The following is a 22,109-nucleotide window of genomic DNA, read 5'->3' as shown; positions in this document are numbered from 1 at the left end:
ATGGAACGTTCATCGGCATACGTGCGGATCTATGCCTTGTGGGGAGGAATTTTTCTCCTTTTGCTTGCCGCGAACATGCTGTTGCGGCATACGTTTTCCGCTGTCCTGACTTCACTGGCAATCGCCTACCTGTTCAACCCGCTGATGAAGTACATGGAAGAACATGCCGGTTTTCCCCGCTGGCTCTCCCTGATTCTGCTGTATTTCGTTGTCCTGACCGGCTGTTTTTTCGCCTCCTTTGTCCTGGTCCCTTATGTCGGCAACCAGATCGATCTCCTGACCCTTTCGTTGCCGAGGTATCTGCAGAACTTCAAGAACGCCATCAATGACTGGCGGGAGGAGCTCTCATACTACTACGATCCGGATGAACTTGCCTGGCTGACCCAGCAGGCCACGGGAATGCTCAATCATCTGGCCGCAGAGATTTCCGGGAAGGGTTACGAGCGGGTCAAGGGGCTCGGATTTGCCCTGTTCGATCTGCTGCTCGCCCCGATACTGGTATTTTTCCTCTTGAGTTACAAGGAATCGGCAAAGAAATTCCTGATCGGCCTGATGCCTGACTCCGGCCGGAACGATCTGGTCAAAATCGGCAACAAGATCAACCGGACCTTGGAGCGCTTTCTGTATGCCATGTTGCTTGACTGTATTCTCGTAGGGATTCTCTGCTCGGGAGCGCTTTATCTGATGGGGATCGATTTTGCCCTGCTGAACGGCATGATTGCCGGCTTCTCGACCGTTGTGCCGTTTATCGGGGCCTCCTTGTCGGTCATTCCCCCGATAATGATCGGCTATCTGAACACGGGCGATCTTATGATTATCCCGAAAATATGCGGCATCTATTTTCTGATTCATGTAGTAGTTGAAGGCAACCTGATCAAGCCGCTTCTGATGCGTGGCGCCCTGCACCTGAACCCGCTGGCGGTGATCTTTGCCCTGATGGCCCTGGGAGAGATCATGGGGTTCTGGGGTGTTGTGCTTGCCGTGCCGTTGACTGCGGTGATCAAGATCTGCAGTGACGACATTCATGCCATGTTGCTGGAAAAGGACAATGTCCGAGAACCTTAGATACGCCATAACCGGGATGTCGTGCGTCAACTGCGCGGCTCGCATCGAGAAGGAACTCAATGCGACCGCTGGAATCGTTCGCGCTTCGGTCAACTTTGCCATGGAAGAGCTTTCGGTGGAGTACGACGGCACTGTTATCAAACCGCCAGCCTTGGAAGAAACCGTCAAAAGGCTCGGGTACGGCATCAAACCCCATTCCGCAGCCAGTGCCGATGACCTGAATAAATCATTGATCGCCCAGCGGAACTGGTTCGTTCTGAGCCTGGCCCTGTCCCTGCCGATAATGCTTACCATGGCAATGCACTCGAATGTTGCCGTTGGCTGGATCAATCTGGTACTGGCAACATTGGTGCAATTTTCCGCCGGACTCACCTTCTACCGCGGTTCATGGTATGCCCTGAAGAGCAAAAGCGCAAACATGGATGTCCTGGTGGCGCTGGGGACTTCTGCCGCCTATTTCTACTCGCTGTTCGCATTTCTGTCCGGCAGCCATGAAGGGGTCTTTTTTGAGGCATCCGCTATGCTGATCGCCTTTATCCGCCTGGGCAAGTACCTTGAGGCCCGTGCCCGGGGCAAGGCCAGCGAGGCGCTGAAAAAGCTCCTCAAGCTCCAGGCGGACAAGGCAAGGTTAGTGGCGGATGGCGTGGAGCGGGAAGTGGCGGCATCTGCCGTCAAGGTCGGCGATGTCGTCCTGGTCAGGCCCGGTGAGACGATCCCGGTGGATGGCGAGCTGCTGGAGGGGCGCAGCCTGGTTGACGAGTCGATGGTTACCGGCGAGTCGATGCCGGTTGAGAAGCGGGCCGGGGACGCGGTTGTGGGGGCGACCATCAATCAGAGCGGCACCATCACGATCCGCGCCACCAGGATCGGGGAAGAGACGCTGCTGTCACAGATTGTCAGGCTGGTCCAGGAGGCCCAGGCGGACAAGGCCCCGATCCAGAGGTTCGCGGACCGGGTCTCCGCTGTTTTTGTTCCGGTCGTTGTCACCATTGCTATCTTCACCTTTCTCGGCTGGTTCCTGTTTACTCCGCTTGGTTTTCTCTTTGCCTTTAAGCTTGCGATTGCCGTTGTCGTCATTGCCTGCCCCTGTGCCATGGGACTTGCCACACCCACCGCGATCATGGTGGGGAGCGGGGTCGGGCTTGCCAACGGCATTCTGATCAAGCGGGGTTCAGTGCTTGAGCAGATATCCAGGGTGCAGACGCTGCTTCTCGACAAGACCGGCACAATAACCGTTGGGAGCCCGACCCTGAGCAGCTTGGTTGCCGTAAAGGGTGTGGATGAGTCAAGACTGCTGGAATGCCTGGCCGCAGCGGAATCGCAATCGAACCACCCCCTGGCAAAAGCGATTGTGGACGGGGCTGCCAAGCGGGGCATTGCGTACGGCAATGTTACCGAATACGAAGAACGGGGCGGGTTCGGCGTTTCCTGCCTGTATAACGGCATGCATCTGCTTGCGGGGAACAGCCGGCTGATGAGCGAAGAGAAGGTCTCGACGACCCATCTGGTTGAGCAGGCCGACCGGTTGGCCCGGGCGGGGAAATCGCTCGTATGGATAGCTGCCGAGCGGAAACTGGTCGGTCTTGCCGCTCTGGGAGATCCGATCAAGGAGAACTCTGCGCGGGCGATTTACGATCTCAAGCTCATGGGGATCTCCTGTACCATGATAACGGGTGATCACAGCGCTGTTGCTGCGGCTATTGCCACGCAGGCCGGGATCGGCAAATTTGAGGCCGAAGTCCTGCCCGAGCGGAAACAGAAAGTGGTTCAGGAGTACCGGCAACGCGGAGTGGTGGTCGGAATGGTCGGTGACGGGATCAATGACGCCCCGGCCCTTGCGCAGGCCGATGTCGGGATTGCCATTGGCGGCGGTGCCGACGTGGCGAAGGAGACCGGCGACATCGTGCTGATCAGGGACGACCTGATGGATGTGGTCAGGGCAGTGAAGCTGGGGCGGGCGACGCTGGCCAAGATCAAGCAGAACCTTTTCTGGGCGCTGTTTTACAATATCCTGGGCATTCCGATCGCCGCCGGAGCGCTTTACTATAAGTACGGCATCACCCTGAGACCTGAACTGGCGGGTTTGGCCATGGCCCTTTCATCGGTATCCGTGGTTACTAACTCGTTACTGTTGAAGAGGGTCAAGTTGTAGGATGTCCGTGCATAATACTCTGAGAGGTGAGGCTGTGAATACTGGACCGAAACAGGCCGTGCTCCTGGAGGCGTTGATTGTACTGCTTCTTGCGACAGTAATCGGCATCGGATCGAACTGGAAACTGCTGTCAAATGCCCTTAGCGGCAATGTTATGGCAAAGGCGTCCTCCGGGGCTGCGCAGACAGCAATCCCGCTGCCGCTCGGACTGATGCAGGTAAAGGAACTGTTTGACAAGAAAGAAGCGGTAATAATCGACTCCCGCGACCGGAACACCTATGCCGGCGGGCATATAAAAGGCGCAATATCCCTGCCGTTGATGGATGCCGATAAGCTGATACCCGAGTTGGGAAGCAGCGTCCCGAAAAACGCCATGCTCGTTGTCTATTGCAGCGGTTATGCCTGCGAGGACAGTATCGAACTGGGGAAACAGCTGATTTCCGCTGGGTACGGGACCGTATACTATTTTGACGGCGGTTTTCCTGCCTGGCGCGACGCCCGCTACCCGATCGCAGGAGGGAAGCAATGACCGGTTCGATTCTTAAGCACGGAATTGCCATCGTCAGGATTGTCCTGGGAGCGATATTCCTCTACGCCGGGGTCGTCAAGGCTGGCGACACCAAGGCCTTTGCCGGCAGTATCGAGGCCTATCGGCTGTTGCCGTACTTTGGGAACTATCTTGCGGCATCAATACTTCCTTGGGTGGAGATAATCTGCGGGGTGCTGCTGGTGACGGGCTGGAGAGCAAAGGCCGGGGCAACGGTAACGATACTGCTCAATCTGGTGTTCATTGTCGCAATGGCATCGGCGGTTGCCAGAGGGTTGGAGATTGATTGCGGCTGTTTCCGGCAGGGTGCAAAGGACCCGCCGCTCCTGGCGATCGGCCGCGATATTCTGTTCCTGGTAATGGCGGGGCTGGTCCTCTTGCAGGACCGGTTGACCGCAAACAAATGACCTCGCTTGCGGTCCGGGCATAAATGCATTAACATGCTGATCCTTACCCTACCTGTCTGGAGATAACAGTGACACCCGAGCTGCTCTTAGTTATCGCCGCCTACCTGGCGGGCTCCATACCGACCGGGCTGCTGCTCGCACGCCTGATGGGCGGCGTAGACATCAGAACCACTGGGAGTGGTAACATCGGCGCTACTAACGTCAGCCGCACTCTCGGCTGGAAGGTAGGAGTGCTGACACTGCTGGGAGACTGCCTCAAGGGAGTGGTCCCGGTGCTGGTTGCCAGGGGAATGGGGTTCTCTGAGGGATGGCTTGCCCTGACCGCCTTTGCTGCTTTTATCGGCCATGTCTATACGATATTCCTGAGGTTCAAGGGGGGCAAGGGGGTGGCGACCGCCTTGGGCGTGTTCCTCGCACTGTCACCGCTTTCGGTAGCCGGTGCTGTGGCGATCTTTGCTTTAATGCTCTGGAAATGGCGCTATGTCTCACTCGGCTCGATCACTGCTGCGGTGGCAATGCCGCTGTTGGTCGCATTCATTGACCGAAGGGGTTTGATTTTTCTCGTCACCATTGCCATTGCCGCGATTGTCGTCTGGAAGCACCGGGAAAATATCCAGCGCTTGAGAAACGGCACCGAAAGCAAGTTCAAGGGATGAGATCGTTGTTGGGCAGACTGATTCCGAAGCGGTTCGCTAAACCTGTCCTGTTGACGGCTGCGGCATTGCTGATTGTATTGGCGGCAACATCCGGTATTGCACTGCTTCCCCCAGGTGACGGCGCCAACGTGCAGTTGGTTGATTGCGCCAAAGGGGCTTCCCTCTCCCGCGCCTCAGCGGATATGAAGCGCAAGGGGATAATCCGCAGCAGCACTGCCCTGGTTTTGCTGGCGCGGTTCAAGGGGGTCGACAATCAGGTCCAGGCCGGCACCTACAGGTTGACCGACGCTATGAGCCTTGCGGAAATTCTTCGGAAGCTGGTTGCCGGGGAGATTTACGCCTATCGTTTTGCCGTGCCCGAGGGGTATTCCATCTTTCAACTGGCCGAGCTTCTGGATAGCCGCCGGATACACGCCAAAGCCGATTTCCTGGCGGCTTGCACCGACAGGGCGCTGCTCAGGGAGTTCGGCATCACTGCTACCAGCGTCGAAGGATACCTTTTCCCTGCCACGTACAACATTACACCCGGCATGAAACCGGTTGATACGGTACGGATGATGGTGCGCCAGTTCGAAAAGACCTGTGAAAATCAGTTTTCTCCGGCTCTGGCGAAACGGGGGGATGCCCGGCATCGGCTGGTTACGCTTGCCTCTATCGTTGAGAAAGAGGCTGTCGATCCGAAAGAGCGGCCTTTAATCGCTTCGGTCTTTTACAACCGCCTCGGCAAGGGGATGCGGCTCCAGAGTGATCCGACTGCCGTTTACGGATTAAGGCCCTTTGCCGGGAAGATCAGCGGAGAGGATGTTCGCAGGTCATCACCGTATAATACCTACCGGATACACGGGCTTCCGCCGGGGCCGATCGGCAACCCGGGCGCCGGTGCGCTGCAGGCCGTTTTGGCACCGCAAAATACCCCGTATTATTACTTTGTTGCCAGAAACGACGGGACGCACTTTTTTTCGACAACGCTTGACCAACACAACATGGCTGTTACAAAGTATCTGAAGAGTAAAGGCAGGGAACGCCTCGAATCCGGGGCTGTTCCGGGGTATCGAAATGACCACCCGAGTGTTACTGGCGGAAGATAATGAAGCTCTCGCACATATGCTGGAGCGGTTTCTGGTTGCTCAGAGTTATGAAGTGCTGCTGGCGAAAAACGGCGCCGAGGCTCTGAGCATGCTGGCTTCCCGGGAAGTGGATCTCCTGGTGCTCGATCTCAGGTTGCCGGAAATAAGCGGAATCGAGGTGCTGCAGCGGTTGCGCCGGACTCCGCGTGGTGCGCATCTCCCGGTTGTGATCATGACCGGTTACTATAAGGGGGAGAAATTCGCCGAAGGGGCGAAACGGCTCGGAGTTGACCATTACCTGGAAAAGCCGTTCAGCCAGCAGAGTTTTCTGCGGGCGATTCGCGATGCCGTCTCGGGGCCGACCATGGCTCGTTCTGAACCGGCCAACCTGCTCTCCGCTCTGGTGGACCTTTACTATTCGGGCAAAAGCGGCATGCTGAAGCTGAGGCAAGGGCCGCCACTGTCGATCCTGCATGGGGTGCCGGTCTCGTTTCTGTCAAGAGGCCGCGACGAGTTTCCCGCCATGCTGGCAGCCACAGGCAAGATTTCTGCAGAAGAACGGAATCTGTTCGTTAACAGTGGCGAAGACCGCATCTTTCTGACCCAGGCCGGATATCTCACTTATGAAGAACTGCTTGAAGAGTCCCGCAAATTCCTGATCCGCACGATTTTAGATGCGGTTATGGTAAATGCTGCGGCAGAATTCGTTGCCGGTCCTGCGGAAATCGAGATGCCGCTTGTCCCGCTTCAGGTCCCGGAACTTCTTTACGAGTCATTTACCGGTCATGCCCTAGGCTTCAACGCCGACAGTTTTCTCTCTCGCTTCGGCCACCTGTTCCCGGCCCGAACCGCCAACTTCTACCGGCAGGCGAATCTGGTCTCCATGAGCCGGGATGATATAACAACTCTCAACCTGATAAATGGCCGCCGTCCCCTTCTCGAAGTTGTCGGGACCGGCTCAAAACGGGGTTCCTCTGCCACTTTCTGCTCCTTCCTCAAGGTAATGCGTCTCATCAGCCTGAATCCTGCCCCGGATGACGAGGAGCAGGCCGATTTCAGGTTGAAGGTTCTGTACAATCGCCCTATGGAGGAGGAATTGGATGAGGGCGAAGAGAAGTCAGAACGGTTTGAGGACCTGGTGGCGGAAGTCTCCGGCAATGTGGAGTTAGCCGTTGGGAATGAGGGGATGGCCGCTCCTCTCCTGAGTTCGGTGATAAGTTTCGAGCAGCAGGTGCAGCGGGATTTCGCCTATATCAAGGAGAAGAATTATTATGAGTTGCTGGGTATGACCCCCGGCTCTTTCACCTTCAACACCCTGAAGGATTCATATTTCTCGCGCACCAGGCCGTATTCCCAGGAAAGGCTCATGGAACTTTCCGGGCCTGTGCTGGAAATGGCCCAGGAAGTGCTGTCAGTGCTGTCAACTGCCTACAACACTCTGTCGAACGTTATTTCCAAGGAGCGGTACGATGAACTCCTGAACTCCGACAAGATCGGCATCGACGGAAAACAGGACGACAAGCTGCAAGCCCAGGTTCAGTTCCAGTCGGGTAAGGTTTTTCTGGAGATGGGGGAATTCGCCAATGCCGAGAAGGCGTTTCAGGATGCCTATCGTCTCGAACCGGACGTTGCCCTTCATTCGGCTTTTCTTGCCTGGGCAATATATCGCAATCCGTCGAACAAGGGGTCCAAGGCTGCCAGTGACAAGGCCAGGAACCTGTTGGCCAGGTCACTTCAGAATGGCCGGCATCCGGAAGCTTTTTCATTCCGGGGGTGGATGCTTCTTGATGAGGGGAGAGAGGGGTTGGCGGAAGGTGAGTTTCAGAAGGCGCTGAAGCTTAATCCTCGCGATGCCCTGGCGCGCAACGGGCTCCAGCAGATAACCGATCACCGGCAGTCGGAAAAGAAGGGGTTGTTCAGCAAGTTCTTCGGATAACCCGATTCGATTAGCGCCTTTCTCCATATTGACCTTGACAAATGTTCTCCCCACTTTTAATCTACGAGTTTATTTTTCCCCTTATAGTACATCAGTATCGGAGTAGTTATGAAACCGTTGTTCCTGAATCCCCCACCTTCGAGGATTTCGATGGCGGCGCCGGCGCCCGCTATCAGGCCTCGCGTGAGGTGACCTCATTCTGGTATCCTACCTGGCTCTGCTATCCGGCAGGCATGATCGCGGGTAGCCGGGTGGTCGATGCCCCGGTGCAGCGGCTGGACCTGTCTGACTGCCTGGCCATTGCCAGGGATTTTGACGTGGTGGTGATGTATACATCCACGCCGACGCTGGCGATCGATGTGGCGACGGCCAGAGCGATCAAGTCGCAGAAACCTGCCACAATCACGGTGCTCACCGGCCCCCATGTCACCATCATGCCCGATGAGTCGCTCCAGTTTGCCGGTGATGCAGTCGACATCGTCTGTCGCGGCGAGTTCGATTACGCCATCAAGGAGCTGTGCGAAGGGCGGGAATGGGAGCGGATCGACGGGATCAGTTTCCTGAAGGAGGGGCAGGTCGTGCATACCGCAGATCGGCCGGTTCTTACCGACCTGGATGCGCTTCCTTTTGTGTCACAGGTTTATAAACGCGACCTCCCGATCAGGGAATATATTATTCCGCACTTCAAAAACCCGTATGTTTCGATATATTCCAGCCGCGGTTGCCCGTCAAAATGCACCTTCTGCCTCTGGCCGCAGACATATTCGGGCCAGAAGATGCGCACCCGTTCACCTCAAAACGTTTATGAAGAAGTGAAGTGGATCGTCGACAATATTCCGGAGATGCGGGAGCTCTCTTTTGACGATGATACCTTTTCCGCAGATCGGAACCATGCGCGGGCAGTGTCCGAACTTATCAAGCCGCTCGGCATTTCCTGGGTCATCAACGCCCGGGCCAATTGCGATTTCGAAACATTGAAGATCATGCGCGATGCCGGGCTTCGCCATGTCGTTGTTGGCTACGAGTCCGGCAGTCCCCAGATCCTGAAAAACGTAAAAAAGGGAGTAACCCGCGATCAGGCGATCCAGTTCACCAGCGACTGCAAAAAACTGGGCATTTCCATCCACGGGGCATTTATCATGGGGTTGCCCGGCGAGACCAGAGAGACCATCCAGGACACGATCGAGTATGCAAAAAAGCTGGATCTGGGGTCTATCCAGGTTTCACTCGCATCGCCTTATCCTGGCACGGAATTCTGGGAGCAGTGCAAGCAAGAAGGGTGGATTGCTTCGGATGCGTATATTGATGATACCGGGCACCAGATGTGCGTCATCAACTACCCGCACCTGTCCAACAAAGAGATCTTTGCTGCTGTAGAGCAGTTCTACAACAAGTTTTACTTCCGTCCCAAGTACATTGCCCGGAGCATTGGCAGAATGATCATTGACGGTGAGGAGCGGAGGAAGCTGCTGAAAGAAGGAAAACAATACCTGGACTACATGAAGAAGCGTAAACTGACGCAGCAGTGAAGATGAAGGAACTTATCGTTAATGCCGATGATTTCGGGCTTTCAAGCGGTGCAAACCGGGCAATCATAAAGGCTTGGCAGGAAGGGGTGCTGACCAGCGCATCACTGATGGTCGCTGGCAAGGGGTTCGAGGAGGCGGTCTGCCTGGCAAAAGAGAACCCCGGGTTGCAGGTGGGACTGCATCTGACCCTGGTCCAGGGGCGATCCGCCCGGGAGCGGTCCGGTTTCCCGCCGCTGGTGGACTCTCAAGGACATTTCCCGCACGACCCCGTCTATGCCGGAATACGGTACTTTTTCATCAAATCGCTCAGAAAACAGCTTACGGCCGAGATCGAGGCCCAGATAACCCGCTTTCTGGAAACCGGCCTGCCGCTGTCCCATATCGATGGGCATCTGAACATCCATATGCACCCGACCGTGTTTGACATTCTTTGCCGTCTGATGCCGAAATACGGGATATCGTCTTTCAGGCTTTCCCGAGAACGGCTGGGGGTGGATCTGGAGCTTGCTCCCAGGCGGCGTCTCGGAAAGTTTGCCGATGCCTTCATCTTCGACCGGCTGGCAAAGCGGTGCCGGCCGATGCTCGACCGGCTCGGCATTGCTTACGCAACAGAAGTCAAGGGGCTCCTGAATTCCGGTCAGATGACGGAAGAATATTTTATGAAAGCGTTAGATGTATTGCAGGACGGTGTTACGGAGATCTATTTCCATCCAGGGTTCCACCCTGATCAGGAGCTGTCTCACTGGATGCCGGACTACCGTCATGAAGAAGAGTTCGCGGCACTGACAGGTAAACGCTTGATGGAAAAGATCAGGTCGACCGGAATCGTTCTCCGAAACTACCGTGGTGAGGTAAAGGAATGCTGAAGACCATAATAATCATGCTTCTGGCGGTAACTGCCGGAACAGTCGGGGATATCCTTTTGGCCAAGGGGATGAAGGAGATGGGCGACATATCGGCCATGAACCTTCGCGGGATATTCAACGCGGCATACCAGGCTCTCACCAATCCGAAACTGATCATTGGCACGACGATGCTGGCGATCTTCTTTTTTCTCTGGCTGGCTGTTCTATCCTGGGAAGATCTGTCGGTTGCCCTGCCGATGCAGGCATTGAATTATGTTTTGGTGGCATTTCTGGCGCAGTTTTACCTGGGCGAGCATGTTTCTCCCCTCAGATGGACCGGCATCGGTCTTGTCTGTATTGGAGTGATGCTGATCACCAAAAGCGGCAATTCTTGAGCTCTTAATCCCGTCTTAGCACAATATGTTGTTCAGCTGTTGCACATCCTCTCGGGTATTATCCCCTCGTAAGAAACCATCTTGTTGCCTGGTCGTGCTTTAACTAGCTAATTTAAAAAGCTTATTATGATTAATGAGAAATAATGCCCAGCGGTGCGTTTTGGGCATCTTTTTCGTAATGTACGTGCCAAAGGTTGTCAGCCAACCCAAACCATGGACAGGAGGAAGTATAGATGACTCAAATAGTATTCATCTCTCTAACGGTTGCAGCAGTGGTCTCCTGTCTGATGGCACTCAGGATATACGGCGACTGGATCTCCATAACCTCTTTCGGAAGCGGTTACGATACCGAACCGCTGGCAAAACTGCGCGAATCCCTTGTCTGCTGGGTTGCCCGCCACCTCTTCTGTGCTGCCGGGGCAACAATACTTTGCGTTATGATCAAATGGTTTCCTTCGCTGCATGCCTTTCCGGGTGCTGATGTCATTCTGGCCGGATACGGAATGCTGTCGCTTCTTTTTGCTTCCCTTGACCATATGCTTTCGCAGCAAGTTCAATTTTGCCTGAGCCGGCTTAACAGTGATCGTGGCTGAGACCGCGGGAGATCGGATATGAAAAAGGGGGCCGTTTGGCTCCCTTTTTTTATTTGGGCAGCAGTAACTGCCTGCGCGTCAGGATAAAAACACGCGGCTTTTTCTCACCCGGCCGCATGATGTTGATCTGTACCTTGGTCCCCGCTTCACCCCTAAGACGATAGTCCACCATCTGCCTAAAATTGCTCCCTTTAGTCTGCTTACCGTCTATATGAGTAATGATGTCACCGGCCTTGATCCCCGCCAGATGAGCCGGGCCGCCGGCCACCAGCTGCCGGACTACGATTCTGCCGTCGGCCCATGGAATGCCGTCGATACCGACGCCGCCGAAGTTGCGCAGATCCTCGGCATATCCGGGACAGACCGGGGCGAGCAAGAGGAGAACTAATATAATGGCGTATTTGATCATGACGCCGTAACCATAATATTCCTGGACACGGCCTGTAAAGAATAAAGTGCAGTTCAGAAGTGAGTGCAAGAATGGATTGTGCCGGGGGGGTATGCTACAATGAAGTCAAAATTGATTCAAGGAGTGGGGATGACGGCAAGAACACGAATCAATATATTGCTTGCAGACGGTTGCCCTGGCGGCAGTGCCGCTATCGCCGGGTGGGTCAGGACGGTAAGGTCGGGCAAAGGGATCACTTTTCTGGCCCTCAATGACGGATCAAGCCTGGAATGCATACAGGTAGTTGCTGATACGGGGCTGGAGAATTTTACCGTAGTGTCCCGCCTGGGGACCGGCAGTGCCGTGCGAGTTACCGGAATGCTTCAGGAATCACCGGCTTCAGGTCAGCGGCTGGAACTGCACGCAACGGAGATAACGGTAATCGGGTCGGCCGACCAGGATTATCCGCTACAGAAAAAGCGCCACAGTTTTGAGTTTCTGCGGGAAATAGCGCATCTCAGGCCCCGTACGAATACTTTCGGGGCGGTATTCCGCACCCGGTCCGCCCTTGCCCAGGCGGTGCACCGGTTTTTTGCGGAAAAGGGGTTCATGTATGTCCATACCCCGATCATAACAGCGAACGACTGTGAAGGTGCCGGCGAACTGTTTCGCGTTACCACTCTGCCGCTGGACAACCTGCCACTGACCAACGGCAAGGTGGATTTTAATGCCGATTTCTTTGGTCAGGCTACCGGATTGACCGTAAGCGGGCAACTTGAGGGAGAACTGTTTGCCCTGGCCTTTTCCGACATCTACACCTTTGGCCCCACCTTCCGGGCGGAAAATTCCAATACCCCCCGTCATGCTGCCGAGTTCTGGATGATAGAGCCGGAGATGGCTTTTGCGGACCTGATGGCCGATGCGGCTCTGGCAGAGGATTTTCTCCGCTATCTGTGCAGTTTTGCCCTTGAGGAATGCAGCAATGATATGGCATTCTTCGATGCGCACATTGAAAAGGGGATCATCGGCCGGATCAGGGCTGTGGCCGATTCTTCCTTTGCGATGATGGATTATTCCGAGGCGATCTCACGTTTGGAGAAGGCACCGGTAACTTTCCAGTACCCGGTATCGTGGGGGCTTGACCTGCAGACCGAGCACGAACGGTATCTCACCGAACAGGTTGTTGGCGGCCCGGTGTTCATTGTAAATTACCCTAAAGCTATCAAAGCGTTTTATATGCGGCAGAACGATGACGCTAGGACCGTTGCTGCCATGGACCTGCTGGTGCCGAAAGTCGGGGAGATAATCGGCGGGAGCCAGAGGGAGGAACGTCTGGATCTGCTGCAACAGAGGATGCTTGAGACCGGAATCAATCCCGAGGGGCTCTGGTGGTATCTGGACAGCCGACGCTGGGGATCTTGCCCCCATGCCGGATTTGGCCTCGGATTTGAACGGCTTGTCATGTACATTACCGGAATGGAGAACATCCGGGATGTCCTCCCGTTTCCGAGAACACCCAGGCATGCAGGGTTCTGATAAGAAAGGAATGAACTAATGTCTTATGAAGTGAAGCAGCTTCTTGTTATCTTTTGCTTTTTTGTCCTGCCGGGAATTGTCGGTGCCTGGATTGCCTCCACAAAAGGGCGGAACACCCTGGGATGGTTCTTTATATGCGCATTTTTCCCTCCAACCATTATGGCGATCATAATCCAATCGCCCATAAAGGAGGTGGAAGGGCATTACCGGGAATGCCCCGCCTGCAGAGAGCTGCAGTCCTGGAAACTCTCCGCGTGCAAATACTGCGGCGCCGCTATGACACGGGCTCCTCATGTTCACGAGGAGTGATGCCGTTCCTTTCGATTCCAATGTTTCGCGCCTGCCCTTGCTGGCCCAAAAAGGTTCCGACTTATTGTCAACCAATTAACCTGATGATCGTTATATCAAATATCGGCAGAGTTGATTATGCCAAGTGGGGAGTGAACGCTGGGAACATCTGACGAACTGAACCGTTTCCTGGCAGAGGTGGAGCGACGGGCCTTCAGAATGGCATATCTTGCGACCGGCTGTCAGGATGATGCCCTGGATGTAGTGCAGGACGGGATGCTCGATTTTGTCAGGCGTTATGCCGCCAAGCCTGTTGAAGAATGGCGGCCGCTGTTCCACCGTGTTCTCCAGAGCCGGATCACCGACTGGCATCGTCGTAAAACGGTACGTAGCCGTTTTCGGGGCTGGTTCGGCATAGGGGGGGAGGATGGTGACGACGGGTCCGACCCTGTTGAATCCTATGCGGATCCCAGAGGCGATACCCCGGCATCAGAACTCTTGAATCGCGAGCTTGGCGAACGTCTTGAAAAGGTTGTCAAACAATTGCCGTTAAGGCAACAACAGGCTTTTCTGCTGCGTGCCTGGGAGGGGCTAGACGTTGCCCATACCGCTGTGGCTATGAAATGTTCTGAGGGGAGCGTCAAGACACATTATTTCCGAGCAGTAAACGCTTTGCGCAACGTTCTGGAGGAGTATCGGTGATGCGTGGCGATCGGATCGACAATGAAGCTGCCCTTGCAAAGGCGCGGCTGGTGCTGGATCAGGCGGCGGAAAACCTATCGCCGGATGTGCGGAGCTCGTTGCGTAATGCCCGCACCAAGGCAGTCGAGCTTGCGGAGCGGCGTGAGCGGAAGTTTTTTTTGCCACGCTGGGTGACTGCCGGAGGGGTGGCATCGCTCGCGGTTCTGGTGGTCGCCGTTTCTCTCTGGCTCGCTCCTGTCAGCACCAACTTGCCGCCAAAAGGGGATGACGAGGTGGATATTGTGGCTTCCGGCGAGCAACTGGAACTATATGATGATCTTGATTTCTTTCTCTGGCTGGCGGAGCATGACAAAAATGCGCGCTAGGTTTTTGCTGGCACTGATCTTTGTTGTTGTTAGCGGTGGCATGGCGGCCGGCGATCAGGGGAATGGTATCCCCTGGGAGAGTCTTTCCCGAGGGGAAAAGGAACTGCTGCGGCGCTATGCCGATAGCTGGCATACGCTCCCGTATGATCGTCAGGACCGTTTACGAAGAAGCGCCGAACGTTTGAGCCGCATGTCTCCTCAAGAGCGTGCCGAAATGCGGCAATATTATAGAAAGTTGCGCGATCTGCCGCCTGAACGAAGAGAGCAGTTGAAAAAAAGGGCCGATGAGTTCCGGAGTTTGCCTGCGCCGGAGCAGGAGAGGGTAAGGGCGCGATACCGCTGGTACAAGGAGCTGCCTTCTGCAGAGCGAAAAGTGTTACGCGAAAAATGGCGTGCCCTGCCGCCCGATGAGCGCCGGCGAATCAGGAGCGAAATGCATAATAGTCAGGCTGACGACAAAATGGAACGGTTAAAGCGCTAAGACAGCAGCTTTGGCTGTGTTACTTTCGAGCCTATTTCCCGCCTTGGGCAACCATCTTCAACGTATCCTCTATGACTATCTCCAGTTCTGCCAGGATAATCTCCTTGGCCCCAAGCACCTGGGCCTCGGTCGTTGCGAACAGGACCAGCGACGGGTTCGGGCACATCCCTATTCCCAGCTTGTTGCATCCCTGATCAACCAGTCGCACCAGGGCGAGCAGGGGGTTGGCCTGTTTCCACCCCTCCTTGTGGTGATCGCGCACGACATCACAGTAAATCTCCGGCATGTTCCACTTTTTCATCAGGGTGTAACCCTGTTCTTCATGCATGCTGCTGAGAACCTCGTTGACCAGCGCGGGTGACACGGATACGCCCAACTCTCCTGATTTGCACAGTTCGTCGAGCACTTTCAGCAGAAACAGCTTGCCGATATCGTGCAGAAGACCGGCAAGGAACCCCTCTTGGGAAAGTGCCCCGTACCCGGTCTTACCGGCAAGCCATTTGGTTCCTATTGCACAGCAAAAGGCATGTTTCCACAGGGTCTGCATGACAGAGTTGAACTGCATATTGCTGGACCGGTAAAAATCCTGTTGGGTGGCGAGCATGGCAATATTGGAGACTTCCCTCGCTCCGAGGCGGATTGCCGCATCCTTGATGGTCGTGACCTTGCTCAGCCCCGAGTAGAAGACCGAATTGGCAACCCTGAGCACATGGCTGGCAACGCCGGGATCAGCAACGATCAGTTGGGAAATCTCTTCCAGTTTGAAGTCAGGTTTGGCTAGTACCTGCTGAAGCTTGAGCGCCACGGCGTGAAAGACCGGCACGTCCAGAGTGTTGCTGCTCAAGTGGGCGTTGATTATCTCTACTATCGACTGTTTCTTCGTCATGACGGCCAGATCCTTATATCCCCAGAATTCTCTTCAGTTCATGCAACGGTCTCGGTTTGCTTATTCTCGGCAGGTCTCTCAAAACTTCGTGAATTGAAACCAGACCTCTGGCCGCCTTAACCAGGCCGTCTTCAAACAGCGTGACCAGGCCGGAAGTCTCCATGCTCAACCTGCGGATCTCGGCAGAACTCCGGTTGCCGAGGATCGCCTCTTTTACCGGCTCGTTCAGGACCAGGAGTTCAAAGATGGCGGTCCTCCCCTTGAAGCCTGTGAACCGGCACTCTTTGCAGCCTCTACCTTCCCTGAACTCGGCCCCGGCAAGATCCGGCGCCATATAACCGAGCCGGCTGATCTCCAGCGGTGTCGGGATATAGGTTTCAGCGCAATGGTCGCAGACCAGCCTGAGCAGGCGCTGGGCAACGACGCACACCACTGTTGAGGAAATGAGGAACGCCTCTATTTCCATGTTCATCAGCCGGATCAGCCCGCCGATGCTGTCTTCCGTGTGAAAGGTCGTGAGTACCTTATGGCCGGTCAGTGCCGCCTGGATGGCGGTCTCAGCCGAGAAGGTGTCTCTGATCTCCCCGAGAACGATGATGTCCGGGTCTTGCCGGACAATATGCCGGAGTGTTTCCTCGAAGGTCACGCCGATCTTGGGGTTTATGGAACATTGGGAGATGCCGTCGATGACAAACTCGACCGGGTCCTCAGCCGTGATAATACTGGTGTTGATGTTGTTGAGATATTTGACGCAGCTGTACAGGGTCGATGTCTTGCCTGAGCCGGTAGGGCCGGTGACGATCATGACGCCGGTGGGCGTATCCAGGGCATCGTAGATGAAGTGCTCCAGCATGCGGGGCGCCATGCCGATATCGTTAATCTCAAGAATGGAGCCTTTTTTGTTCAATAGCCGCAGCACGATCTTTTCCCCGAAGATCGTGATGTAGAAAGAAACCCTTAGATCCAGGTTGAAGCCGTGTTTTCGGCTTTCAAAAAGGATCCTGCCGTCCTGATGCCGCCGTTTCTCGGCGATATCCGCCTGGGCCATGACTTTGATGCGGCTGGAGACCTGGGGCGCCAGTTCAAGCGGGAGATCGCGGTGCTGCATCATGACGCCGTCCCTGCGGAAACGGATACGGATGCGATCCTTCATCGGCTCTATATGGATATCGCTGGCGTTTTCCGAAATGGCATCTTCGAACAGGGTGTTGATTATACCGATAACCGTGTTTTCGTCAGCAGGTCCGGCCTCGGCATGGGTCGCGTTTTTTTCCGCATTGGTCAGTGCATCCAGAATTTCCAGTTTTGAGGCTATGGCCGGGCTGATCTCTTTGCCGAAAATGGATTCGGCGGTCTCGCGGGCTTTCCGGTCCAGCGGGTCGGCAAAGGCAACGGTCACAACAGCGCCTTCCCGGACTACCGGGACGAACAGGAACTCGCGGCAGGTCTGAAACGGTGCTTTGACAAACAGTTTCCGGTCGAGTTTCCGGAATTCCAGTTCCACCTGGGGAAAACCGAGCTGGTAGGCAAGCACTTCCAGAAGTTTTCTCTCGTCGATGAAGCCGTGCGCCACCAGCAGGTCTCCCAGCTTCATGCCGGAAGAGCCTTCTTTCTGCAGGTTCAGGGCCGCCTGGAGGTCCGATTCTCTCAGGTAACCGAGTTCGACCAACAGGTCTCCCATTCGGATCGCCACCCGGTTCTTGCGCAAGACGTCTCGGACCTGGTCACCAGTGACATAGCCAAGTTCCTGAATAATATCGATGATGGTTTTATTTGATGCCAGTTTGGAGCGGACACGAATGGCGTAGGAAAGCTGATCATTGGTCAGCAGCGATTCTTTTACCAGTAGTGGTGCAATTGCCCCTGCCTGTGGATGTATTGCCTCTCCAGTTCTTTGTTGTGCGCTCATGGGTCTCTCAAAGTCTAATGAATTTCGAAAAGTATAGACGTTTGTCGGCCTTTTGCAACAGTGACCACTGCTATATCCGGGGATCAAAATCCGGCTGTTCGAAGCTGTATAGCGTGTCGTCGTGAACAGGAGGCGTATATCTGCGTTTCAGCCCTTTGATTCCTTCCCGGGAAAACAGATCTCCGGCCTGGTCGTTGTCAAGGATGTCACCCAGTTCGGCCTCGATCATCTCCGGATCTTCTCCTGATTCCAGCCTGCGGATCGCCTCGTCAAAGCCAGCCCCGAGATTCATTCCAGTTGCTTCTGAAATCCGGCGCATGACCCGCGCCATCTGGCGGGGATCGTTTTCATCTATCCCGTCCAACTCGCTTGCCATCCCCATGAGTGCTTTTTCCAGCCGCGTCTCGTCAATGTCCGGCAGCCCGTCACTGGCCGGTTCCTCCCCTCTCCCTTTTGAAATGGCAAAGTTTGATACCTGCCGCTCCAGTTCGGGCCGTTGGCACTTCGGGCATGATGGGCGTTTTGTCGTATTGGCGGTCCGGGCCAGAAAACTGTAAATCGTGTGGCAATCGCTGCAGTAGAACTCGTAAACAGGCATTTGCCGCCTCCATATATTTCAGGTTGTCGGATTGGTGAGTGAAACCAGGTAGGGATGATTAAGGCCGCGGCGATCAAGAAAATCGATCACGGCATCATACCCATGCAGCACATGCGCGGCGAAATCGTGTTCCTTGTTGAGCAAAACCATGAGCGCCAGGTTGCCGTAGATGGAGAACCCAAGATGTTGCACCATCATATCGGCGATACGGGCCTCAAGACCCTGGCCGATCTCTCCGGTCGCTGCTACATAGTGCGTTGGGAATGCAACAACCTCAGCATCAAGGCTGGCGATGAACGCCTGTTTCTCCGCGCTCGTCATCTCACCGAAATCGGCACCGCACCAGAAGCTATCTTTTGAAGAGAGGAGCGCGCGGCACGAAAAGGGGCGGTCTGGATAGATGCTGCATGACCCTTCGGAAAGAAAGGGGCAGGGTCCGGCTTGTTGCCGGTGCATTTTAAGAAACGATTTATAGTCCGTGGCGGCGATAATGATCTCTTGCAGCTTCTCAAGATGGGGCTGCAACTTGCCTGTACAGTTATACTGAACCTTTTCCGCAATATAGAGGGACTCCGGCCAGGTGCAGTTCACGACAAGGGAACAGCAGTTGCTGCAGTTGTCGGAACAGAACACTCTCCCGCCAAGAAGGGTATACCCATTGATCCAGGCGGCGGTGGTCGAGTCGGAGTGCGCCCGGAGTCTGCGGACCTCTTCTCTGATGCTGTTCAGCAAAATAATCGCTCCTCTGCTTAACTTAAAGGGATCAATGGGCAAAAGATATGAATTTTTCTGAGATCAGGCAAGAAAAATTGGCAGGATATGGAAATTTGCTTGCTTTAAGATGAGGGTATGTTAAGGTTAAGCAATTTTAGAACACTGAATGTGCTCAGTCACATCGGCGGTTGCCGGTGCATTAAAACAGAAGCATCAGAGGGAGAAACAGGGATGACAACAGGCAGAGTGAAATGGTTCAATGACAGCAAGGGGTTCGGTTTTCTTGAGCAGGAGAACGGCGACGATGTTTTTGTTCATTTTTCGGCAATTCAGAGCGAAGGCTTCAAGTCCCTTGCCGAAGGCGATTCGGTTCAGTTCGAGATCGTTAAAGGCCCAAAAGGTTTGCAGGCTGCTAATGTGTCTCGAATCTGATTCATTAGGGACAGAAAGCTGTAAAAAAGGCCCCGTTTTCGGGGCCTTTTCTTTTCAATGATAAGCAGGCCAGGCAAGAGATTGAGAGACCGCAAATTGGTTCTGTGCGCCGGGCTGCGAAAAGCAGTTCAGGGTGGTATACTTATATTGTAGCAACTGACAAAGGGGGATTGCCATGTCACTGGAAAAAACCTGGTACATTTTGGATGATGCCGCGGAAAAGTTTGGTATCGACAAAAATCAGATCCTGAAATGGGTAGAAGATGGTTTGGTTCGTGCCGAGGAGTCCAGCGGCAAGGTCGCAAGGGTGAATCTGGATGATCTGGAGTTGCAGGTGCAGGAGATGACCGGGATTTGATGGTTATCAAGAGCCCTTGCCAGGGCTCTTGATAACACCATTGTTGTTGAAGGGTTGTCGTCAGTCTATTTCTTTTTCAGAGGGGTCTGTTTCCAGTAGATACCGAGTACTTCTTTCTCATTGGCGTTCAGTCGCGCGCCGCGCTTCTCCATCTCTCGCTGAATTGCCGGCATATTCTTTCCTGCCGCTATTGCTTCATCAATTTTGGCGCTGCTGTGACAGGAGGTACAGCTCTTGTCGATTATGGTCCGGGCTTTGCTGAAATCTCCTCCCCGAACGTTGCCGAGATTCGCGCCGGTTTTCGGCGGGTCAGCCGAGAGGCTCGGGGATGCTGCCAAGAGCAGAAAACATAAAGCAAGTGTCGGCCTTCTCATTATACTCGCCTCCATCTGTTAAGTTGCCCCCGGATGCTTGGGCATCCGGGGACATTTGATTTGCTGCCGCATTAAAAGTTACAGTCCCAGTTGCTTGAAGAAGTCGTTCCCCTTGTCGTCAACCAGGATGAAGGCCGGGAAGTTCTCCACTTCGATCTTCCAGACCGCTTCCATCCCCAGTTCTGGGAAGTCGATACACTCGACCTTCTTGATGTTCTCTTCAGCCAGAACTGCGGCCGGGCCGCCGATGGAGCCGAGGTAGAAACCGCCGTGCTTCTTGCAGGCGTCGGTGACCTGCTGGCTCCGGTTCCCCTTGGCGATCATGATCATGGAGCCGCCGTTAGCCTGGAGCAGGTCGACATAGGAGTCCATCCGGCCGGCAGTAGTCGGGCCGAAAGAGCCGGAAGGCTTGCCGGGCGGGGTTTTGGCCGGACCCGCGTAATAGATCGGATGGTTCTTGAGGTAGTCGGGGAGCGGCTTGCCGGAGTCGAGGATCTCCTTGAACTTCGCATGGGCGATATCGCGGCCGACGACGATGGTGCCGTTCAGGAGGAGCGGCGTTGATACCGGATGCTTGGTGAGCTCGGCCAGGATCTCTTTCATCGGCCGGTTGAGGTCGATCTTCACTCCGTGCTCATGCTTGCCCCGGTACTGTTCCGGAATCAGCCGGCCCGGATTGCGGTCCATCTCTTCGACGAAAAGGCCGTCCTTGGTGATCTTTGCCTTGATGTTGCGGTCGGCGGAGCAGGAGACTGCCATGCCGACTGGGCAGGAGGCGCCGTGGCGCGGGAGGCGGATGACCCTGATGTCGTGGGCAAAGTATTTGCCGCCGAACTGGGCGCCGATGCCGAGCTTGTAGGCCTCTTCAAGGAGCTTCTGCTCCAGTTCCAGGTCGCGGAACGCCTGACCGTGCTCGTTTCCCTTGGTCGGGAGTTCATCGAGATATTTGGCGGAGGCGAGTTTTACCGCTTTCATGCAGGCGTCGGCCGAGGTCCCGCCGACAACTACTGCGATATGATACGGCGGGCAGGCGGCAGTCCCCAGGTACTTCATCTTGCCGACCAGGAATTTCACCAGGGTATCAGGGTTGAGCAGGGCCTTGGTCTCCTGGAACAGTGAGGTCTTGTTGGCAGAGCCTCCCCCTTTTGCAATGAAGAGAAACTTGTAGTAGTCGCCGTCAACGGCCTGGATATCGATCTGGGCCGGCAGGTTGGTGCCGGTGTTGACCTCATTGTACATGTCGAGGGCCACGGTCTGGGAGTAGCGGAGGTTCTCCTCGGTGTAGGTCTTGTAGACCCCTTTGGAGAGGTACTCTTCGTCCTTGCCGCCGGTCCAGACCTGCTGGCCCTTCTTGGCGACGATGGTGGCGGTGCCGGTGTCCTGGCAGATAGGAAGCTCGAAGTTTGAGGCGATTTCGGCGTTGCGCAGGAAGGCGAGCGCTACCCCTTTGTCGTTCTGTGATGATTCCGGATCGCGGAGGATCTTGGCCACCGACTCGTTATGCTCGGGACGAAGAAGAAACGAAACGTCTCGCATCGCCTCATTGGCGAGGATCGCCAATGCCTCGGGGCAAACCCGAACAACATCTGCACCGGCGAACTGCTCGACGGTTACATATTGCTCTGATCCCTCAATCTTACGGTACTTGGTCTCGTCCTTGCCGAGAGGGTAAGGGTCCTGATAAACAAACGGTTTTGTTGCCATTGCATCTAACTCCTTTCCATGGGGGTATCTGCATTAACAAGCAGTGCCTGTGTATTCTGTATACGGTTTCGGCGGAACTATATTGGAAAAAACTGATTTTGTCGAGAGTGAAGTTGGGTGAAGAGTAACAAAAAGCCCGCCGGAAAAGGCGGGCTGTGGGGTTTCCCGGGATTCTTGATACG

General features: G+C 55.1%; 24 protein-coding genes and 1 pseudogene. 18 read left to right on the top strand and 7 right to left on the bottom strand.

The window, feature by feature from the left end; genetic code table 11:
• The 11 genes and pseudogenes from OR1_RS11840 to OR1_RS11790 all read left to right on the top strand — a co-directional run bounded on the left by OR1_RS11840 (position 1) and on the right by OR1_RS11790 (position 11,192).
• Positions 1 to 1,065, top strand: coding sequence for an AI-2E family transporter (locus OR1_RS11840; protein WP_041972074.1), 1,065 nt, complete (start codon positions 1 to 3; stop codon positions 1,063 to 1,065).
• Positions 1,049 to 3,217, top strand: a complete 2,169-nt coding sequence (locus OR1_RS11835; protein WP_041972073.1) for a heavy metal translocating P-type ATPase — start codon at positions 1,049 to 1,051, stop codon at positions 3,215 to 3,217. Before OR1_RS11840 ends, OR1_RS11835 begins: the two co-directional genes overlap by 17 nt.
• Before the next feature lie 34 nt (positions 3,218 to 3,251).
• The gene (locus tag OR1_RS11830; protein ID WP_041972132.1) at positions 3,252 to 3,746 is read left to right on the top strand and encodes a rhodanese-like domain-containing protein; all 495 of its coding nucleotides are present in this window, start codon (positions 3,252 to 3,254) and stop codon (positions 3,744 to 3,746) included.
• On the top strand, positions 3,743 to 4,171 hold the full coding sequence (locus OR1_RS11825) for a MauE/DoxX family redox-associated membrane protein (RefSeq protein WP_041972072.1): 429 nt from the start codon (positions 3,743 to 3,745) through the stop codon (positions 4,169 to 4,171). Before OR1_RS11830 ends, OR1_RS11825 begins: the two co-directional genes overlap by 4 nt.
• Positions 4,172 to 4,239: 68 nt before the next feature.
• A complete protein-coding gene (plsY, locus tag OR1_RS11820; protein WP_041972071.1) occupies positions 4,240 to 4,827 on the top strand; it encodes a glycerol-3-phosphate 1-O-acyltransferase PlsY in 588 nt (195 codons plus the stop codon).
• Positions 4,828 to 4,835: 8 nt separating this feature from the next.
• Positions 4,836 to 5,915, top strand: coding sequence for an endolytic transglycosylase MltG (gene mltG / locus OR1_RS11815; RefSeq protein WP_237754282.1), 1,080 nt, complete (start codon positions 4,836 to 4,838; stop codon positions 5,913 to 5,915).
• Entirely contained in the window at positions 5,884 to 7,830 is a 1,947-nt protein-coding gene (locus OR1_RS11810; RefSeq protein WP_041972070.1) for a response regulator, read from the top strand. Before mltG ends, OR1_RS11810 begins: the two co-directional genes overlap by 32 nt.
• Positions 7,831 to 7,938: 108 nt before the next feature.
• A pseudogene (gene hpnJ / locus OR1_RS11805) lies at positions 7,939 to 9,359 on the top strand (hopanoid biosynthesis associated radical SAM protein HpnJ).
• Positions 9,360 to 9,361: 2 nt separating this feature from the next.
• Positions 9,362 to 10,225 carry a hopanoid biosynthesis-associated protein HpnK gene (gene hpnK / locus OR1_RS11800; RefSeq protein ID WP_041972069.1) on the top strand — a complete coding sequence of 288 codons (864 nt, stop codon included), beginning with the start codon at positions 9,362 to 9,364 and terminating at the stop codon, positions 10,223 to 10,225.
• The gene (locus tag OR1_RS11795; protein ID WP_041972068.1) at positions 10,219 to 10,599 is read left to right on the top strand and encodes an EamA family transporter; all 381 of its coding nucleotides are present in this window, start codon (positions 10,219 to 10,221) and stop codon (positions 10,597 to 10,599) included. Before hpnK ends, OR1_RS11795 begins: the two co-directional genes overlap by 7 nt.
• 233 nt (positions 10,600 to 10,832) lie before the next feature.
• Positions 10,833 to 11,192 (top strand): hypothetical protein, encoded by a 360-nt coding sequence (locus OR1_RS11790; protein ID WP_041972067.1) that lies wholly within the window; start codon positions 10,833 to 10,835, stop codon positions 11,190 to 11,192.
• Between the two features lie 49 nt (positions 11,193 to 11,241).
• Here OR1_RS11790 and OR1_RS11785 read toward each other — a convergent pair whose 3' ends face one another.
• The gene (locus OR1_RS11785; protein WP_041972066.1) at positions 11,242 to 11,601 is read right to left on the bottom strand and encodes a S41 family peptidase; all 360 of its coding nucleotides are present in this window, start codon (positions 11,599 to 11,601) and stop codon (positions 11,242 to 11,244) included.
• 129 nt (positions 11,602 to 11,730) lie between these two features.
• Here OR1_RS11785 and asnS point away from each other — a divergent pair, with 129 nt between their 5' ends.
• The 5 genes from asnS to OR1_RS11760 all read left to right on the top strand — a co-directional run bounded on the left by asnS (position 11,731) and on the right by OR1_RS11760 (position 14,952).
• Entirely contained in the window at positions 11,731 to 13,116 is a 1,386-nt protein-coding gene (gene asnS / locus OR1_RS11780; RefSeq protein WP_041972065.1) for an asparagine--tRNA ligase, read from the top strand.
• Positions 13,117 to 13,134: 18 nt separating this feature from the next.
• Positions 13,135 to 13,425: a hypothetical protein gene (locus OR1_RS11775; protein WP_041972064.1), complete on the top strand. Its 291-nt coding sequence runs from the start codon at positions 13,135 to 13,137 to the stop codon at positions 13,423 to 13,425.
• Positions 13,426 to 13,563: 138 nt separating this feature from the next.
• Positions 13,564 to 14,106 (top strand): RNA polymerase sigma factor, encoded by a 543-nt coding sequence (locus OR1_RS11770; RefSeq protein ID WP_041972063.1) that lies wholly within the window; start codon positions 13,564 to 13,566, stop codon positions 14,104 to 14,106.
• Positions 14,106 to 14,471 carry a DUF3619 family protein gene (locus OR1_RS11765; RefSeq protein ID WP_052440409.1) on the top strand — a complete coding sequence of 122 codons (366 nt, stop codon included), beginning with the start codon at positions 14,106 to 14,108 and terminating at the stop codon, positions 14,469 to 14,471. The genes OR1_RS11770 and OR1_RS11765 overlap by 1 nt, the downstream gene beginning before the upstream one ends.
• Positions 14,461 to 14,952: a DUF3106 domain-containing protein gene (locus tag OR1_RS11760; RefSeq protein WP_041972062.1), complete on the top strand. Its 492-nt coding sequence runs from the start codon at positions 14,461 to 14,463 to the stop codon at positions 14,950 to 14,952. The genes OR1_RS11765 and OR1_RS11760 overlap by 11 nt, the downstream gene beginning before the upstream one ends.
• Positions 14,953 to 14,983: 31 nt before the next feature.
• Here the strand turns inward: OR1_RS11760 and OR1_RS11755 are convergent, their stop codons facing one another.
• The 4 genes from OR1_RS11755 to OR1_RS11740 form a co-directional block, all read right to left on the bottom strand.
• Positions 14,984 to 15,838, bottom strand: a complete 855-nt coding sequence (locus OR1_RS11755; protein WP_041972061.1) for an HDOD domain-containing protein — start codon at positions 15,836 to 15,838, stop codon at positions 14,984 to 14,986.
• Positions 15,839 to 15,851: 13 nt separating this feature from the next.
• Positions 15,852 to 17,747, bottom strand: coding sequence for a GspE/PulE family protein (locus OR1_RS11750; protein ID WP_041972060.1), 1,896 nt, complete (start codon positions 17,745 to 17,747; stop codon positions 15,852 to 15,854).
• 70 nt (positions 17,748 to 17,817) lie between these two features.
• Positions 17,818 to 18,345 (bottom strand): zinc ribbon domain-containing protein, encoded by a 528-nt coding sequence (locus tag OR1_RS11745; protein ID WP_041972059.1) that lies wholly within the window; start codon positions 18,343 to 18,345, stop codon positions 17,818 to 17,820.
• Positions 18,346 to 18,363: 18 nt separating this feature from the next.
• The gene (locus OR1_RS11740) at positions 18,364 to 19,077 is read right to left on the bottom strand and encodes a YkgJ family cysteine cluster protein (protein ID WP_041972058.1); all 714 of its coding nucleotides are present in this window, start codon (positions 19,075 to 19,077) and stop codon (positions 18,364 to 18,366) included.
• A 213-nt stretch (positions 19,078 to 19,290) separates the two neighbouring features.
• Between OR1_RS11740 and OR1_RS11735 the strand changes: the two genes are divergently transcribed.
• Both OR1_RS11735 and OR1_RS11730 read left to right on the top strand, forming a co-directional pair.
• On the top strand, positions 19,291 to 19,491 hold the full coding sequence (locus OR1_RS11735; protein WP_041972057.1) for a cold-shock protein: 201 nt from the start codon (positions 19,291 to 19,293) through the stop codon (positions 19,489 to 19,491).
• A gap of 175 nt (positions 19,492 to 19,666) precedes the next feature.
• The gene (locus OR1_RS11730) at positions 19,667 to 19,849 is read left to right on the top strand and encodes a MerR family transcriptional regulator (protein WP_041972056.1); all 183 of its coding nucleotides are present in this window, start codon (positions 19,667 to 19,669) and stop codon (positions 19,847 to 19,849) included.
• A 65-nt stretch (positions 19,850 to 19,914) separates the two neighbouring features.
• Here OR1_RS11730 and OR1_RS11725 read toward each other — a convergent pair whose 3' ends face one another.
• Positions 19,915 to 20,223, bottom strand: a complete 309-nt coding sequence (locus OR1_RS11725) for a hypothetical protein (RefSeq protein WP_041972055.1) — start codon at positions 20,221 to 20,223, stop codon at positions 19,915 to 19,917.
• 78 nt (positions 20,224 to 20,301) lie between these two features.
• Positions 20,302 to 21,927, bottom strand: coding sequence for a fumarate hydratase (locus OR1_RS11720; protein ID WP_041972054.1), 1,626 nt, complete (start codon positions 21,925 to 21,927; stop codon positions 20,302 to 20,304).
• Between the last annotated feature and the right edge of the window lie 182 nt (positions 21,928 to 22,109).

The organism is Geobacter sp. OR-1, assembly GCF_000813145.1.
Lineage (GTDB): Bacteria > Desulfobacterota > Desulfuromonadia > Geobacterales > DSM-12255 > Geoanaerobacter.
This window is presented reverse-complemented; position numbering and strand designations above follow the sequence as displayed.